Here is a 17,113-nt window from a genome sequence, read left to right as displayed (position 1 = left end):
CTCACTCCCCTCCCCTGATGACGATGGTGGACGTCGAGGTGCACAGCGCCTCACCGTCGGTGGTGGTGAGCTCGGTGCGGGTGGTGACCATCGAGTGGCCGCCGGCCGCCCGGACCGAGTCGACGGTGAGGGTGCCGAGCACCTCGTCGCCCGCGGCGATCGGGCGGTGGTGGACGAACCGCTGCTCGCCGTGGACGACCCGGCTGTAGTCGATGCCGGCCTCGGGGTCCTGGACGAACACCGCGTCACACTGTTGGGCGATCGTCACGGCGAAGGTCGGCGGGGCGATCACGTCGGCGTAGCCGGCGGCCCGCGCCGCCTCGCTCGAGGTGTGCACCGGGTCGGTCGAACCCACGGCGGAGGCGAAGGCCGCAAGGCCCTCTGCGCTCACGGCATACGGGCCACTGGGCGGGTAGGTGCGCCCCACGAAGTCTGCGTTGACAGCCATGGCACCACCCTATGGTGCGCCGTGGTGGGGCTGCCCGGCCGGCACACGACAAAGCCGCCCCGTGGACTTCTCGTCCGGGGCGGCTGTCGAAGCGCGGTGGGTCAGCGGGTCTCGCGGTGGACCGTGTGCTTCTTGTCGCGGGGGCAGAACTTCTTCATCTCGAGACGGTCGGGGTTGTTCCGACGGTTCTTCTTGGTGATGTAGTTGCGCTCCTTGCAATCCACGCACGCCAAGGTGATCTTGGGGCGGACGTCTGCGCTCTTGCTAGCCACGGGGCAACCTGCTCTCGGAACTGACGGTGGTGAGGTCTGTGTGCCGCGCCACGACATCGGACGACGACGGGCGGCGACACATCAGAGTACGCGAATCCAGGCTGATTCCTGAAATCGCAGCCGTAGCGGGAGCGGGGCTCGATCCCGCGACCTCACGATTATGAGTCGTGCGCTCTAACCAGCTGAGCTACCCCGCCATGGGGTGCAGCACCTCGCGGTGCCTCTCCCAGAGCCCCCTGTCGGAATCGAACCGACGACCTTTTCCTTACCATGGAAACGCTCTGCCGACTGAGCTAAGGGGGCCTGCACACCGGGGCTCTGGGAGCCGCGCGGAAGTGCGTCGGTGAGACTACACGCTCCGGTGCCCGGACCGAAAATCGGCTGTTCGCAGGCCTAGCGGAAGGCCTGTTCGCCGGTCATCGCCTGCCCGATCACCAGCGTGTGCATCTCCACGGTGCCCTCGTAGGTGAGCACCGACTCGAGGTTGTTCATGTGCCGGATGACGGGGTACTCGAGGCTGATCCCGTTGGCACCGAGGATGGTTCGCGAGGTGCGGCAGATGTCCAGCGCCTCGCGGATGTTGTTGAGCTTGCCGAGGCTGACCTGCTCGGGTCGCAGCGTGCCGGCGTCCTTGCGGCGGCCGAGGTGCAGGGCGAGCAGCTGCCCCTTGACCAGCTCCAGGGCCATGTCGGCCAGCTTCTGCTGGGTGAGCTGGAAGCCGGCGAGCGGGCGACCGAACTGCTCACGCTCCATCGAGTAGCGCCGGGCGGTGTCGAGGCTGGACCGGGCCGCCCCCAAAGAGCCCCAGACGATGCCGTACCGGGCCTCGGACAGGCACGACAGCGGGCCCTTGAGCCCGCGCACCTCCGGGAGGACCGCGTCGCCCGGCAGGCGGACACCGTCCAGGACGAGCTCACTGGTGACCGACGCGCGCAGGCTCATCTTGTGCTTGATCTGGGGCGCCGAGAAGCCGGGGCTGTCCGTGGGCACGACGAAGCCCCTGATCGTGCTGGTGCCGTCGCCGGCCTCGTCGACCTGAGCCCAGACCACGGCCACGTCGGCGATGGAGCCGTTGGTGATCCACATCTTCGAGCCGTCGAGCACCCAGTCGTCGCCGTCACGGCGGGCCCGGGTGCGCATCGACGCGGGGTCGCTGCCGTGGTCGGGCTCGGTGAGGCCGAAGCATCCGATCGCCTCCCCCGTCGCCATGGCGGGCAACCACCGCTGCTTCTGCTCCTCGCTGCCCCAGCGGTGGATGGCGAACATCGCCAGCGACCCCTGGACCGAGACGAGGCTGCGGATCCCGGAGTCGGTGGCCTCGAGCTCGATGCAGGCCAGCCCGTAGTCGACCGCGCTCATGCCGGCGCAGCCGTAGCCCTCGAGGTGCATGCCCAGCAGGCCCAGGGCGCCGAGCTCCTTGGTCAGCCCGCGGATGTCGTCGACCTCGCCACGCTCGAACCAGTCGGCGACGAAGGGTTCGACCCGCTGGTCGAGGAAGGTCCGCACGGTGCTGCGGACCGCCTTCTCCTCGTCGCTGAGCAGGTCGTCGATCCCGGCGAGGTCCATCGGGTCGAGCGGGCGGCGGGGTGAGGTGGCCATGGGCCCATCCTGCCCCGCCGGGGCCGGCGAGGGCAGGTCCCCCAGGGTCAGGTCGGCGTCGGGTGCGTCACGCGCGCTGCTTCACGAGCTCGGCGACCCGGGCCACGGCATACGCGTACCCGCTCGGTCCACAACCCACGATGACGCCGGAGGCGACGGCCGAGAGGTAGGAGTGGTGCCTGAACTCCTCGCGGGCGTGGACGTTGGACAGGTGCACCTCGATGACCGGTCCGGCCACCGTGGCGAGCGCGTCACGCAGCGCGATCGAGGTGTGGGTCAGGGCACCGGCGTTGACGACGAACCCCACGGCCGACGTGCGCGTCTCGTGGACGGCGTCGATGAGCACGCCCTCGTGGTTGCTCTGGCGGAAGTCGACGACGAGCCCGGCCCTGCCAGCCGCCTCGCGGCACAGCGCCTCCACGTCGGCGAGGGTCTCGTGGCCGTAGATCTGCGGCTCCCGCTCGCCGAGCAGGTTGAGGTTGGGGCCGTTGAGGACGACGACGGTGGGCTCGCTCGGGCCGGTCATGGGGCCCAGCGTAGGTGAGCAGGCGCCATTCCCGCGCTCGAAGACCGCGACGTGCTGGAGGGGCCCCACCTCCCGGCGGAGCCCCTCCAGAGCTGGGTATGGCGCGGTCAGCCCTTGCGGCGTCGCCGCAGCAGCCCGATCCCGACGAGCAGGACGACGACGGCGGCGACGATCTGCTTGGCGTACGACTTGAGCACCACCGGCAGGACCGCGGTGCCGAGGTCGAGCGCCTCCGGCTCCCGCGTCGGGGTGGGCGTTCGCGCTGCCGCGGGCGTCACGGACACCGGAGCGGGGCCGCCCACCCCCGGGGGTGCGGTCGACGCCGTGCTGATGGCCGCGCCGGCGACGGCCCCGGCCGGTTCGCCGGACACCGCGGGCTCGGCCGGCGCGCCGACCTTGCCCTCGATGCACGCGACGAACTGGCCGAGCAGCTTGTCGGACACGTCCTGCATGACACCGCGGCCGAACTGCGCCGGCTTGCCGGTGACGTTGAGGTCGGTCTGGACGTCGGCCTTGGTCTGGCCGTCGCCGGCGTCGGACAGCTGGATCGTCACGGTGGCGCCGGCGGTGCCGTTGCCCCGTTTGTCCTTGCCCTTGGCCTCGATGACGGCGCGGTGGGCCGTGTCGTCACGCTCGATGAACGAGCCGGTGCCGGAGTAGACCAGCGCGATCGGCCCGAGCTTGACCTTGACCGTGCCCGAGAACCCGTCGTCGGTCACCTCGGTCACCTGCGCCCCGGGGAAGCAGCTGCCCACCTCCTGCAGGTCCATGAAGGTGTCCCACGTGGTGTCGACGGAGGCGGGGACCGTGAACGAGTGGCTCAGCTCCACGGGCTCACGCCCCTGCCGCGGCGAGCACAGCGCGCCGGGTGAGGACCGTGGCGAGGTGCTTGCGGTAGTCGGCGTCACCGTTGAGGTCCGAGGGCGGGTTGGTGCCGTCGGCTGCTGCCGCGCAGGCCTCGCGCACCGCCTCGTCCGTGGCCTGCCTGCCGACCAGGGCCTGCTCCACGGCGGTCGCCCGCAACGGGGTGGAGCCCATGTTGGTCAGCCCGATCCTGGCCTCGGCGATGGCGCCGCCCTCCACCCGCACCGTCGCGGCGACCGCGACGATCGACCACTGGTGCGCGACCCGCACGAACTTCTCGTAGCGGCTCCCCCAGCCCGTGTGCTTGGGGATGCGGATGGAGGTGAGCAGCTCACCCTCACCGACGGCGGTCTCGAACAGGTCGACGAAGAAGTCGCCGGCCGCCACGGTGCGGTCGCCCCCGGGTCCGGTGATGACGAACTCGGTGTCGAGCGCGAGCGCCGGGGCGCCCACGTCGCCGGCCGGGTCGGCGTGCACGAGCGCTCCGCCGACCGTGCCGCGGTGCCGGATCTGGGGGTCCGCCACCTCGGTGATGGCATCGGTGAGCACCCCTGCGTGCTGGCGGACGAGGTCGCTCGCCAGCACGTCGGCATACGTGGTCATGGCACCGATGACGACGTGGTCGCCGTCATCGCGGATCCCACGCAGCTCCTCGATCCGGCCGAGGTCGATGACCTTGTCCGGCGCGTTGAGCCGCATCCGCAGGATGGGGAGCAGGCTCTGGCCGCCGCCCATCACCTTGGCGTCGTCGCCGGCCTCGGCCAGCGCGCTCAGCGCGTCGGCCACGGAGGTGGGCGCGAGGTAGTCGAACTGTGCGGGGATCACTGGCCGGCTCCGTTCTCCGTCGAACCGGTATCGGGCGCGTCCTGGTTGGGCGCTCCCGCGTCGAAGTGCGGCTGCGCGTCACCCGTCGTGGCGTCGGCCTGGTTGGCCCCCGCCGACTGGATGGCGCGCCACACCCGCTCAGGGGTGCACGGCATCTGGATGTCGTTGATTCCCAACGGCCGGACGGCATCGACGATGGAGTTGACCACCGCCGGTGTCGAGGCGATGCAGCCCGCCTCCCCGACCCCCTTGGCGCCGAGGTCGTTGGACGTCGACGGCGACACGGTGTTGTCGGTGACGAACGAGATCGTGTCGGCCGACGTCGGCAGCGTGTAGTCGACGAACGACCCCGACACCAGGGTGCCCTGGTCGTCGTAGACCGCCTCCTCCCACAGCGCCTGGGCGATGCCCTGGACGATGCCGCCGTGCATCTGGCCCTCGACGATCAGCGGGTTGATGATGTTGCCGATGTCGTCGACAGAGACGTAGCTGCGAATCTTCACCGCACCGGTCTCGGTGTCGACCTCCGTGGCGCACAGGTGGGTGCCGTGGGGGAAGGAGAAGTTCGACGGGTCGAACGTCGCCTCGGCGTCGAGCGTGGGCTCGGTGCCCTCGGGGAGGTCGTGCGCGGTGAACGCTGCCCAGACCACCTCGGCCATGGCCTTGCCGTTGTCGGTGCCCTTGACCTTGAAGGTGCCGCCGCTGAACTCGATGTCGTCGACGGACGCCTCGAGCATGTGGGCCGCGATCGGCTTGGCCTTCTCGATCACCCGGTCGGCCGCCATGACGAGCGCTTGGCCACCGACGACCAGCGAGCGCGAGCCGTAGGTGTCCAGGCCGCGTGGAGCGACCTGGGTGTCACCGTGCAGGACCTCGATGTCGTCGAACGGGATGCCCAGGCGGTCGGCGACGATCTGGCTCCAGGCCGTCTCGTGACCCTGGCCGTGGGCGCTGGCACCGGTGACGACCTCCACCTTGCCGGTCGGGAGCATCCGCACCTCGGCGTGCTCCCAGCCGCCCGCGGCATACGAGAGGCTGCCGAGGACCCGGGACGGTGCGAGGCCGCACATCTCGGTGAAGGTCGAGACCCCGATCCCGAGCTGGACGGGGTCCTTGCGGTCGCGACGCTCCTGCTGCTCGCGCCGCAGACCGTCGTAGTCGAAAAGCTCCTTCGCGCGGGCCGTGGCGGCCTCGTAGTTGCCGGAGTCGTACTCGAGCCCGCACACCGAGGTGAACGGGAACTCCTCGTGCTTGATCCAGTTCTTCTCCCGGATCTCCAGCGGGTCGACACCGACCTCCGCCGCCAGCTCGTCCATTAGCCGCTCGATGGCGAACGTGGCCTCGGGACGACCGGCCCCGCGGTAGGCGTCGGTCCACGTCTTGTTGGTGAAGACGTTGGTGCAGTTGAACTGGTAGGCCGGGAACTTGTAGATCGCGTTGAACATGAACGCACCGAGGATCGGCACACCGCTCGTCACGAGGCCGAGGTAGGCACCCATGTCGGCGAGCAGGTCCACCTTGAGCCCGGTGACGGTGCCGTCCTTGGTGGCTGCCAGGGTGAGGCGCTGCCACTGGTCGCGGCCGTGGTGGGCCGACAGGAGCGACTCGCTGCGGGTCTCGGTGTACTTGCACGGCTTGCCCGTCTTGCGGGCCGCCAGGACGACGATGACCTCCTCCGGCGTGTACTGGAGCTTGCCGCCGAAGCCACCGCCCACGTCCGGGGCGATGACGCGGACCTTGCCCTCGGGGATGCCCAGGGTCGCGGCCGTGAAGATGCGCACGAAGTGGGGCACCTGCGTGGAGGACCAGATCGTCAGCTGCTCTCCCGTGGGGTCGCAGACGAACGAGCGCGGCTCCATGAACGCCGGGATGAGGCGCTGCTGGCGGTACTCGCGCTCGATGAGGATGCCGCCCTCCCGGGCCGCCGCGATCGCGTCGTCCACCGAGGTGCCGGTGCCGGCTCCCGCCGAGTCGAACTGCCAGAACGCGCTCTTGTTCGTGCCGAGGTCGGGGTGGGCCAGGACGGTGTCATCGGCCGACTCCTTGAGGTCGAGGGCGGCGGGCAGCTCGTCGTAGTCCACGTCGACGAGCTCGGCGGCGTCACGCGCAGCACGAGCGGATCGCGCCACGACGACGGCGACGATCTCGCCGGCGAAGGCGACCCGGTCCACGGCGATGGACGGGTGCGGTGGCGCCTTCTGGTCCGGCGTGATCGGCCAGGCGTTGGGCAGCGAACCCTGGATGTCCTTGACGTCGTCGCCGGTGAGCACGGCGACCACACCGGGCGACGCCTTCGCCGCCGAGGTGTCGATGGCGGTGATCATCGCGTGGGCGAAGGGGCTGCGCACCATGGCGAGGTGCTGCATGCCCTGCAGCTGGATGTTGTCGGTCCACTTGGTGCGCCCGGTGATGAGGCGCTGGTCCTCCTTGCGCCTGCGTGCGGACCCGATCTCGGTCGTGGGGCGGTCGTCGACGGCGGTCATGACTGGGCACCTTCCTTGGCGCCGGAGCCGGCTGCCTCCTGCACCGCCTTGACGATGTTGTGGTAGCCGGTGCATCGGCAGAGGTTGCCCTCGAGCCCGACGCGGATCTGCTCCTCGGAGGGGTCGGGGTTGTCGTTGAGCACGTCGATCGCCTGCATGATCATGCCTGGGGTGCAGTAGCCGCACTGGAGTGCGTGGCAGTTGTGGAAGGCCTTCTGCATCGGGTGCAGCTCGCCGTCCTGGGCGAGGCCCTCGATGGTGGTCACCTCGTGGCCGTCGGCCTGGACCGCGAGCACGTTGCACGACTTCACGCTGCGCCCGTCGAGGTGCACGGTGCACGCCCCGCAGTTGCTCGTGTCGCAGCCGATCACGGTGCCGGTCTTGCCCAGGCTCTCCCTCAGGTAGTGGACCAGCAACGTGCGCGGCTCCACCTCGTCCTCGTAGCCGACTCCGTCGACCGTGACGTTGATGCGGGTCATCCAAACACTCCTTTGTGTTCGAGCTGCACCTACCGGTGCCTCTTCGGATCCTTGCTGCACTGCCCTGCGCTGACAACCGTCAACCCGACTAGGTCCCGGCCCCACCTCCCGCATGCGCCTGGACGCTCTCTGGTGCTTGCGGCACGTCGTGCGGGGTCAGTCCGTGGTGGTGGATGGGGCCGTCCCGGCGGGCCAGCCGGTCGCCGCGGCCACCCCACTGGAGGGCCACGATCTCCGCGGCGATGCTCACGGCCGTTTCCTCCGGCGTACGGGCGCCGAGGTCCAGCCCGATGGGGCTGGAGAGCCGGTCCAGCTCGACCTCGGTGAGTCCGGCTTCCCGCAGGCGGGCCATCCGGTCCTCGTGCGTACGGCGCGAGCCCATCGCCCCGACGAACGCCGCCTGCGGGAGCCGCAGCGCGATCTCCAGGACCGGGACGTCGAACTTCGGGTCGTGCGTGAGGACGCAGATCACCGTGCGCCCGTCGAGGCGACCCGCGTCGCGCTCAGCCTCGAGGTAGCGGTGCGGCCACTGGACGACGACCTCGTCCGCGGAGGGGAAGCGGCTGTGGGTGGCGAACACGGGTCGTGCGTCGACGACGGTCACCTCGTACCCGAGGAAGTGGCCCATGTGCGCCACGGCGGCGGCGAAGTCGATGGCGCCGAAGACGAGCATGCGGGGGCGTGGGGCGAACGACGACACGAAGACCCGCAGTCCCTCGCCGCGCCGCTCACCGTCTGGCCCGTAGGTCAGCGTCTCGGTGCGCCCCGACGCGAGCAGCCCGCGGACGTCATCGGTGACGGCGTCGTCGGCGCGGGCCGAGCCGAGCGAACCGGAGTCGCCGGCGTCCGACCCCTCGGGTCGGACGACGAGGCGCTTGCCCAGCCACGCGGGGTCGGGGTGCTCGATGACCGTGGCCACGGCGACCGGTCGCCCTGCCTCCACGTCGGTGGCGATGTCGCCCAGCTCGGGGAAGGACTCCTTGCTCACCGACTCCACGAACACGTCGAGGATCCCGCCGCACGTGAGCCCGACGGAGTAGGCGTCGTCGTCGCTGACGCCGTAACGCTGCAGCACCGGGGTGCCGTCGGCGACCACCTCGGAAGCGAGCTCGTAGACGGCGCCCTCGACGCAACCGCCCGAGACCGACCCGACGGCCTCGCCACCGGGGCCGACGAGCATCGATGCACCCGCGGGACGGGGCGCCGAACGCCAGGTCGCCACGACCGTCGAGACCCCGGTCGTGGCTCCTGCCCGCCACCACTTGATGAGCTCCGGCATCACCTCACGCACGGGCCACCACCTCCACCAGCTCCTCGAACGCCGCCATGGAGTGGCCGGCGACGAAGTCGTCGATGTGCGGGAGCGCCGCCACGATCCCCTGCTGCACCGGCTGGTACCCCTCCTTGCCACGGTGGGGGTTGACCCAGACGACCCGGTGCGCGAGCACCCGCAGGCGGCGCATCTGCTCGCCCAGGGCCTCGGGCGCCTCGCGCTCCCAGCCGTCGCTGAAGACCACGACGACGGCCCCGCGGGCCATGCCCCGACGACCCCAGCGGTCGAGGAACGCCTTGACCCCCTGGGCGAGGCGGGTGCCGCCGGACCAGTCGGGGACGGTGCTGCCGCAGGCCACCAGGGCGCGTTCGGGGTCCCGTTGCCGCAGTGGTCGCGTGACGTGGGTCAGCCGCGTGCCGAGCGTGAAGACCTCGACGGGCAGGCCGGTGGCGGCGTAGGTGTGCGCCAACCGCAGCAGCGCGTCGGCGTAGGGGCTCATCGACCCCGACACGTCGATGAGGAGCACGACCCGACGCGGGCGCGTGCCGCGGCGCCGCCACGCGATCGGTCCGGGCTCCCCCATCCTGCGGAGCTGGTCACGCAGGGTGCGCCGGGCGTCGACGATGCCGCGGGCTGCCGGCGTGGGGCGGTGCGCCGGGCGTCGGGGGGCGCGAGGGCGCAAGGTCGCGAAGAGCGCCGCCAGGCGGGCCCGCTCGGCGCTGCCCAGGGTCGCGATGTCCCGGTGCCGCAGCACCTCCGCCGCGCTCGCCTGCGCGTGGATCGCGTCCGCTTCCTCCTCCTGCGCCTGCCCCGACCCGCTGTCGGCGTCCAACGGAGCCATGGTCAGGGTGGGTGAGGCCTCCTGGCGCGGACGGGTTCCTGCTCGCTCGAGACCGAACCACGCGGCATACACCTGGTCGTAGCGCTCGAGATCGGCCGGTGACGAGCACAACGTCGCCTGCCCGGCCCAGTAGACCCCCGAGGGGTTCATCAGGCCCACCGCGGCAACGGCCTCGAGGTAGGTGCGCTCGCGGTCGGCGGTCACGGCGACCCCTGCGGATCGCAGAGCGCGGGCAAAGCCCAGCAGCACGGCGTCGGGTGCGTGGCTCGGGGTGGCGGGCACGGCCGCGGCAACGGTCATGAGGTGAGGATCCGGTCGAGCGCGGCACGGACGCGCTCGGAGTCCTCGCGGTACTTCACGGCGACGCCCAGGGTGGCCGACGCGGTCTCGAGGTCGAGGCTGGTGCTGCCCAGCTCGTGCAGGGCGCGCGCCCAGTCCAGGGTCTCGGCCACTCCCGGCGGCTTGATGAGGTCGTGGTCCTGACGCAGCACCTGCACCGTCGAAACCACTTGCGCGGCAAGGGATTCGGACACCTCCGGTGCGCGGCTGCGGACGATCTCGAGCTCGCGCTGGAGGCCCGGGTGGTCGATCCAGTGGTAGAGGCACCGGCGCTTGAGCGCGTCGTGCAGCTCACGGGTGCGGTTGGACGTGAGGATGACCACCGGCGGGGTGGCCGCGACGACGGTGCCGAGCTCGGGGATGGTGACCTGCCAGGTCGAGAGGACCTCGAGCAGGAACGCCTCGAACTCGTCGTCGGCCCGGTCGATCTCGTCGACGAGCAGCACCGCGGGGGCCTCGCGCAGGGCGCGCAGCACCGGACGGGCGAGCAGGAAGCGCTGGTCGAAGAGCTGGTCCTCGATCTCGGCCACGTCGCGCGCCTGGTCGGCCGTCACCGCTTCGACGGCCCGGAGGTGAAGGATCTGGCGCGGGAAGTCCCAGTCGTAGAGGGCCTGCGTCGCGTCGATGCCCTCGTAGCACTGGAGGCGGATCAACGGCAGGTCGAGCGTCTCTGCCAGGGCCTCGGCGAGGGCCGTCTTGCCGGTGCCCGGCTCCCCCTCGAGCAGCAACGGACGCTGAAGGCGCAGCGCGAGCCACGCGACCGTGGCGAGGGAGGCATCGGCGAGGTACCCGGTCTCGCCAAGGCCCCGCGTCAGCTCTCCGGCCGACGCAAAGGCCTCCCGTGGCTCCATGTCCCGATCATCACCCACGCGGGCCGGAACCGAAAGGGGATCGCAGATGTGTGAACGTTGAGAGGCGCCTTCGCCGCGGTCAACGGCCTGTGGACGGCGGGCACCATCCGCAGGATGGACGGCCGCGGAGGAGGTTCAGGCCAGGTCGGCCGGGGTGTCGGCGTCGCGGCCGGTCGCGAGGTCGCCGCACTCGACGACGACGTGGGGGTGGGTCGCGAGGTGGTCGCGTGCGCCGCGGTCGCCGCGGGCCCCCTCGCGGATGGCCGTCCAGTGCTCGCGCCCGAGCAGGACCGGATGACCGGGCACCCCCTCGTATGCCGCCCGCGCGAGGACCGCGGGCCCCCCGCCCGCCGTGGCGGCGATGAGCCGCTCGAGGACGGCGGCACCGACGTCCGGGAGGTCGACCAGCATGACCAGGGCGGACTCGGCGTCCGTGTCGGCGACCGCCGCCAACCCCGCCCGCAGCGAGGCGCTCTGGCCGTCGGCCCAGTCGGCGGCCTCGACGACGACATCGGCCGCGGCCGCGCCACCCGTCGCCGTCGCGTCATGCGTCGCCGTCGCGTCAGCCGTCGCCAGCGGGCGGGCCAGGTCGGCACCCGCGCCGAGGACGACGACCACCGGGGCACACCCGGCCTCCCGGAGGACGCGCAGGCCGCGCTCGAGGAAGGTGCCGCCGCCCGGATCGGGGACCAGCGCCTTGGGTCGGCCCATCCGCCGCCCTCCCCCGGCAGCGAGGAGCAGCCCCGCCACCCTGTGGGGCTGCTCCTGCGGCGCCACCACGGTCAGCCCTTGAGCCCGGCCTCGATCGCGGCGATGATCCGCGGCCTCAGCTCATTCGCCGAGATGACGGCGTCAACCGAGCCCACGCTGACCGCGCGGTGGATGCTGTGCACCTTGTCGAACTCCGAGGCCACCTCGCCGAGCTTCTCGGAGCGGACCGCGCTGCGCACCTCCGCGAGCTCGGTCGCCAGCTCGGCCCGGCGGGCCTGGCCGGCCTCCCCCATCGCGGCCTCGAGGTCGCGCACCCGCGGGTCGGACGCCGTACGGGCGTCAACGTCGCGGGAGAACACGACCGCTGCCGCCGGGGCCCCACCGAGGACCGAGGCGAACGAGCCCTCGACGGCGAGCACGGTCATCCGCGGGTTGAGCACCTTGGAGAAGACCACGAACGCTCCACCGTGGTAGCGCGAGACCACCGTGAAGACGATCGGCCCGTCGAAGTTGACGATCGCGCGGCCGATCTCGGCGCCGTACTCGAGCTGCAGGCTGCGCATCGACTCGGGTGAGCCGTCGAACCCGGACAGGTTGGCGAGGACCACCACCGGGCGGTTGCCGCTGGCGGCGTTGATGGCGCGGGCGGCCTTCTTGGACGACCGCGGGAAGAGCGTGCCGGCGGTGTAGGTGTCCGGGCCGTCCGTGGGCGGGAACCCTCGGCGCGCGACGGTCTTGGACTCGATTCCCAACAGGCACACCGGGATCCCGCCGAGGTGGGCGTCCTGCACGACCGCCGTCTCGGCGTCGGCCATGCCGGCCCAGCGCTCGAGCGTCTCGTGGTCCTGGTCGGCCACCGCGGCCATCAGGGTGCGGATGTCGAAGGGCTTCTTGCGGTCGGGGTTGGTCGCCGACGAGAAGATGTCGCCCACCGTCGTGAAGCCCGAGTCCGCCAGCGTGTGCGGGAACGACGTGACGTCACGGTCGACCGGGTCGGTGGTCCGGGCGCGGCGCGGCCCGTCCTCGCCCGGGTGGACGTAGGTGTGGTCGTAGTGGGCCATGAGGACGTCACGGGCGCCGGCGAGGTCGGGCGCCCAGTACTGCGCCTGGCCGTTCGGGCCCATGACCCGGTCGTAGCCGCCGATGCCGAAGTTGTCCTCGGCCGAGACCCCACCGGAGAAGTCGAGCGACTGCTTGCCGGTGAGGACCATCGCACTGTCCGGGGTCATCACCAGGATGCCCTTGGTGTGCATGAGCATCGTCGCCTCGGCGTTCCAGTAGGGCTGGGCGCCGACGTTGATCCCGGCGACGACGATGTTGATCTCGCCGCCGTCCTGGGTGAACTCGATGATGCGCTTGAGGGCTCGGGCGACCCAATCCATGTTCTCGGTGCCGGAGTCCATCGAGATCCTGGCGCCGGCGGACAGCGCGAACCACTCGACGGGCACACCCATCTCCTGGGCGAGGTCGAGGGCAGCGATGACCCGCATGCACTCGGCCTCCGACACGGCACCCAGGGCCTTGAGCGGGTCGCCGCACAGCAGCACGCGGGTGATGCCCTCGGGGTAGCGCTCGGTCGGCGTCGTGATGACCCCGGCGATGATGCCGGCCTTGTTGAGGCCGTAGGGGCGGTCGACGGGCACGAGGCTGCCGCGGTCGTCGAGGTCGTACTCGGTGGCGGTGCCGCCGTGCCCGGCGATCATCGCCTGGAGCTCGTAGGGGTAGACGACCCCACGGCGCCGGGCGCGGACGACCTTCTGCGCGTAGTCGTCGAGGGGCAGGAGCCGCTCGGTGGGCGGCTCCTCGACTGAGGTGACGACGCCCGAGCCGGGCTGGTAGTGGAACCGGGCGGCGAGCGGCGCGCTGGCGCCGTCCGGGGTGGCGATCCGGCCCTGCACGAGGACCTCCTCGATGCCGGCACCGGCCGTCAGCGGGGAGATCTTCGCCTGGAGCGCGGTGAGCTGGTCGAGGTCGGCCTCGATGGGCGGCCAGATGTGCACCCACACGTGGTTCATGTCGAGCCGGGCACCGGCGGCGCCGCTGGCGGCGCGGGCCCGACGGATCGCCTCGAGGCAGTTGGCGATGGCGCGCTCCGCGTGCGGCAGGGCGGTGACGCGGCCGGCCTCGTCCCGGACGACCGCGAGCTGGCGCACCTGGGCGAGGGCGACGAGTCGCTGGTCGGACTCGTTGCCGGGGGCGACACAGCGGTAGAGCAGCACGTCCTCGGGTGCCTCGAGCCTGGTGATGTCGAAGTCGCGCAGCCGCCACAGGTTGAGTCGGCGTCCGACCATCGGGTGGACCCCGCGGACGAGACGGTCCTCGACCATCGAGCCGTCCTCGGGACGGAACGTGAAGTAGCTGACGGGCCGCCCGCCGCCCGGGCAGACCGCGACGGCGATCCGGCGCACCTGCGGGGCGAACGGCACCGCGGCGAGCGCCGAGGCCACGTGGGCGGAGGCCTGCTCGGCGGACGACGGCTCGTCGGGCCAGGACAGATAGAGGTCGACCACGGCCTCGTCACCGTCCGCGCGCTGGGCCAGCTGCTCGGCGACGGCCGCGACCAGGGCGGAGTCCGGGGTCAGCTCGTCGACGGACCCCACGGAGGTCACGAGATGGGTCGCGCGCCCGTCGAGGGTGTAGTCGGCCACGGCGAACGGGCGCGACTCGACCTGCAGCTCGCGCAGCCCGGTGAGGTCGTGGTCGCGGTAGTGGCGCTTGATCAGGACCGCGAGCATCGGCTCGCGGGTGGGCACGCCGGACTCGAGGCGCTCGGCGAGGAACTGCACGATCTGCTCGGGGATCGCCGCCAGCGCGTCGATGCGCACGGCGCGCTCGTCGCCGCCGGGCACCCCCTCGAGGGCGGCGAGCTCGTCCCGGACACCACCGAGCACCGTCGCCCGGTCCGCGTCGACGAGCGGCTGGTCGAACCAGCGGAACCGGACGCTGCGCGCGAGGTCACCGATGACGGGGTAGCGCAGCTGGGTGGCCACGACCAGCCGGTCGAGGACGTCGCGCGCGCTGGCGTCCAGCGGGGGCTCCGGCCGCGGCTCGACGATCCAGTGCTGGAGCAGGGCTGTGGCGAGCGCGACCTCCGGCGCGGAGCGCTGCTGGCTGAGGAAGACGCGGAACACCGCCTCCTCGAGCTGGGGCGTGCGGTCCAGGCTGTCCAGGCCGTAGTGCCGCAGCACCTGCGAGAGCTTGCTGCGGAACTGCTCGGGCAGCGCGCCGCGCTCGACGTCGAGGCTCTGCAGGTAGGTGTGGAAGTGCTCGCGCGGGCTGTGCACGCGGTTCTCGACGTGGTCCTCCTCACCGGCCGGCCGGTTGCGGCTCAGCTCGGCGAAGTCGGCGAACACCTCGAGCACGGCGACCTCGTCACCGATCTGGGGGTGGCCAGCGGCCACGAGCTCGTCCCGCGCGGCGAGGTAGGACCGCAGCGGGCCGCCGTTGTCGCGGGGGTCGACGTCGTAGCCGAGCAGCATGGCGCACAGCGACGCCCGGGAGCGCTCGACGACCTCCTGGGCCACGGCACCACTGAGGTCGAGCGCGGGCAGGTCGAGGTCGACGGCGTCGGTCGGAGCCTCGTCGGCCACCGCGTCGGCATCGCCCAGGGGCTCGAGGCGCACCAGCGGCGCGCCGGTCTCGACCTGGCTGCCGGTGGAGACGAGGAGCTCCTTGACCCGGGCCGCGAACGGCGCCGGCAGGACGGTCTCCATCTTCATCGACTCGAGCACCAGCACGGGTGCCCCCGCGGCGACCTCGGCGCCCACCGGGGCGGGGGTCGCGACGACGAGCGCCGGTGCGGGAGAACGCAGCACCCCACCCTCGTCCCGGCTGACCCGGTGCGTCACCCCGTCCACCTCGACGAGCTGCACCGGTCCGTGGGCGGCGGTGATGAGCCGGTGGGTGCGGCCGCCGGTGGTGAGGCGGCTGGTGTACTCGTCGAGCCGGTCGAGCTCTGCGTCGACCGTCTGCTCGGTGGCGCCGTTGGCGACCGTCGCGCGGAACAGGTGCGGGCCGATCCGCCACACCGTGACCTTGTACGCCCTGCCGCGCAGCTTGAGGTCGATGGCCCGGCCGGTGCGGTGCTGCACCTGCGGGCGACCACCGCGCGAGGTCTCCAGCAGGCGGGTGCGCTCGACCTCCTCCTCGTCCTCGTAGGCCTCGATGCCGGCCGCCACGAGGGCGATCCCGGAGTGCCGGTGGGAGACGAGCCGGCCCTCGCCGCGGACCCGGTCGATCCAGCCGGTGTCAGCGCTGCCGTCGATGACCTCGGGCTGGTCGAGCAGGTCGATGATGAAGCTCTTGTTGGTGGAGCCGCCCTCGATGACGACGGTGGTCTCGGACATCGCCCGTCGCAGGCGCGCGAGCGCCTCGTCGCGGTCGCTGCCGACGGCGATGATCTTGGCGATCATCGAGTCGAAGTCGGCCGGGATCGAGTCGCCCTCGCCGACGCCGGTGTCGACGCGGATGCCGGGGCCGGACGGCAGCTGCAGCAACGCGATCCGTCCCGGCGAGGGAGCGAAGTCGCGGTCGGGGTCCTCGGCGTTGAGCCGGGCCTCGACGGCGTGACCCTCCTCGACCGGCCGCTCCCCCTCGAGCCGACCACCACTGGCGACGTGGATCTGGAGCTTGACGAGGTCGGTGCCGGTCGTCGACTCGGTGATGGGGTGCTCGACCTGCAGGCGGGTGTTGACCTCGAGGAACGCGAAGAACTTGTCGCCCGGGTGGTACAGGAACTCCACGGTGCCGGCACCGGCATACCCCACCGCGATGGCGAGCCGCTCGGCACTGGCCTTGACCTCGGCGGTCTGCTCCGGGCCGAGGACGGGCGAGGCGGACTCCTCGATGACCTTCTGGTTGCGTCGCTGGATCGAGCAGTCGCGGACGCCGATGGCCCACGCGGTGCCCTGCCCGTCGGCGATGACCTGCACCTCGACGTGGCGGGCACCGGTGACCAGGCGCTCGAGGAAGACGACCCCGGAGCCGAACGCGCGCTGCGCCTCGTCGCGGGTCCGCTCGTAGGCGTCGGTGAGGTCGGCGTCGGAGGCGACCATGCGGATGCCTCGGCCACCACCACCGGCGGTGGCCTTGAGCATGAGCGGGTAGCCGATCCTGGCCGCCGCGGCCTTGGCGTCCTCGAGGGTGTCGACCCCGCCACCGCTCCACGGCGCGACGGGCACGCCGACCTCCTCGGCGATGAGCTTGGAGCCGATCTTGTCGCCCAGCTTGCGCATCGCCTCGGGGCTCGGGCCGATGAACGTGACGCCGATCCGGGCGCACAGCTCGGCGAAGCTCGGGTCCTCGGCGACGAAGCCCCAGCCGACCCAGGCGGCGTCCGCCCCGGTCTCGCGCAAGGCCTTCTCGAGCACCGCGTAGTCGAGGTAGGGGCGGTTCGCCGCCGGGCCGAGGTTGTAGGCCAGGTCCGCCTCGCGCACGAACATCGCGCGCTTCTCGCCCTCCGTGTGCAGGGCGACCGTCTCGATGCGGTGCCCGCCAGCTCCTGCCTGCGCGTTGAGGTCGCGCACGGCGTGGATGAGCCGCATCGCGGCCTCTCCCCGGTTGACGATGGCGATGCGCGAGAACATCGAGTGGGCCTCCCAGC

Annotated in this window: 13 protein-coding genes and 2 tRNA genes; all 15 read right to left on the bottom strand. The window is 71.8% G+C overall.

The annotated features are described in order from the left end of the window. Nucleotide 1: 1 nt before the first annotated feature. Nucleotides 2-448, bottom strand: coding sequence for a MaoC family dehydratase N-terminal domain-containing protein (locus ABEG17_RS11730; protein WP_406829661.1), 447 nt, complete (start codon nucleotides 446-448; stop codon nucleotides 2-4). 101 nt (nucleotides 449-549) lie between these two features. After that, a complete protein-coding gene (gene rpmG, locus ABEG17_RS11725) occupies nucleotides 550-720 on the bottom strand; it encodes a 50S ribosomal protein L33 (protein WP_056915500.1) in 171 nt (56 codons plus the stop codon). Between the two features lie 123 nt (nucleotides 721-843). Next, nucleotides 844-917: transfer RNA gene (locus tag ABEG17_RS11720), tRNA-Met, on the bottom strand. Nucleotides 918-950: 33 nt separating this feature from the next. Beyond that, nucleotides 951-1,023, bottom strand: a tRNA-Thr gene (locus ABEG17_RS11715). Between the two features lie 90 nt (nucleotides 1,024-1,113). After that, complete coding sequence (locus ABEG17_RS11710; protein ID WP_406829660.1) at nucleotides 1,114-2,319, bottom strand: acyl-CoA dehydrogenase family protein; 1,206 nt, start codon at nucleotides 2,317-2,319, stop codon at nucleotides 1,114-1,116. 67 nt (nucleotides 2,320-2,386) lie between these two features. Next, entirely contained in the window at nucleotides 2,387-2,845 is a 459-nt protein-coding gene (gene aroQ, locus ABEG17_RS11705) for a type II 3-dehydroquinate dehydratase (protein WP_406829659.1), read from the bottom strand. A gap of 107 nt (nucleotides 2,846-2,952) precedes the next feature. Beyond that, nucleotides 2,953-3,675: an SRPBCC domain-containing protein gene (locus ABEG17_RS11700; protein WP_406829658.1), complete on the bottom strand. Its 723-nt coding sequence runs from the start codon at nucleotides 3,673-3,675 to the stop codon at nucleotides 2,953-2,955. Nucleotides 3,676-3,679: 4 nt separating this feature from the next. Beyond that, the gene (locus tag ABEG17_RS11695) at nucleotides 3,680-4,534 is read right to left on the bottom strand and encodes an FAD binding domain-containing protein (RefSeq protein ID WP_406829656.1); all 855 of its coding nucleotides are present in this window, start codon (nucleotides 4,532-4,534) and stop codon (nucleotides 3,680-3,682) included. Beyond that, nucleotides 4,531-7,017, bottom strand: a complete 2,487-nt coding sequence (locus tag ABEG17_RS11690; RefSeq protein ID WP_406829655.1) for a xanthine dehydrogenase family protein molybdopterin-binding subunit — start codon at nucleotides 7,015-7,017, stop codon at nucleotides 4,531-4,533. The genes ABEG17_RS11695 and ABEG17_RS11690 overlap by 4 nt, the downstream gene beginning before the upstream one ends. Beyond that, on the bottom strand, nucleotides 7,014-7,496 hold the full coding sequence (locus tag ABEG17_RS11685) for a (2Fe-2S)-binding protein (protein ID WP_406829654.1): 483 nt from the start codon (nucleotides 7,494-7,496) through the stop codon (nucleotides 7,014-7,016). The genes ABEG17_RS11690 and ABEG17_RS11685 overlap by 4 nt, the downstream gene beginning before the upstream one ends. An 88-nt stretch (nucleotides 7,497-7,584) precedes the next feature. Next, nucleotides 7,585-8,787: an XdhC family protein gene (locus ABEG17_RS11680; RefSeq protein WP_406829652.1), complete on the bottom strand. Its 1,203-nt coding sequence runs from the start codon at nucleotides 8,785-8,787 to the stop codon at nucleotides 7,585-7,587. After that, nucleotides 8,780-9,910, bottom strand: a complete 1,131-nt coding sequence (locus tag ABEG17_RS11675; RefSeq protein WP_406829651.1) for a vWA domain-containing protein — start codon at nucleotides 9,908-9,910, stop codon at nucleotides 8,780-8,782. The genes ABEG17_RS11680 and ABEG17_RS11675 overlap by 8 nt, the downstream gene beginning before the upstream one ends. After that, a complete protein-coding gene (locus ABEG17_RS11670) occupies nucleotides 9,907-10,800 on the bottom strand; it encodes an AAA family ATPase (RefSeq protein WP_406829650.1) in 894 nt (297 codons plus the stop codon). The genes ABEG17_RS11675 and ABEG17_RS11670 overlap by 4 nt, the downstream gene beginning before the upstream one ends. A gap of 135 nt (nucleotides 10,801-10,935) precedes the next feature. Beyond that, nucleotides 10,936-11,580 carry an NTP transferase domain-containing protein gene (locus tag ABEG17_RS11665; RefSeq protein WP_406829649.1) on the bottom strand — a complete coding sequence of 215 codons (645 nt, stop codon included), beginning with the start codon at nucleotides 11,578-11,580 and terminating at the stop codon, nucleotides 10,936-10,938. 2 nt (nucleotides 11,581-11,582) lie between these two features. Further along, nucleotides 11,583-17,096, bottom strand: coding sequence for a carboxyl transferase domain-containing protein (locus ABEG17_RS11660; RefSeq protein WP_406833186.1), 5,514 nt, complete (start codon nucleotides 17,094-17,096; stop codon nucleotides 11,583-11,585). Between the last annotated feature and the right edge of the window lie 17 nt (nucleotides 17,097-17,113).

Source organism: Pedococcus sp. KACC 23699 (assembly GCF_045348425.1).
In the GTDB taxonomy this organism is placed as follows: Bacteria; Actinomycetota; Actinomycetes; order Actinomycetales; family Dermatophilaceae; genus Pedococcus.
The sequence above is the reverse complement of the archived record's forward strand: the minus strand, read 5'-3'. Positions and strand labels throughout refer to the sequence as shown.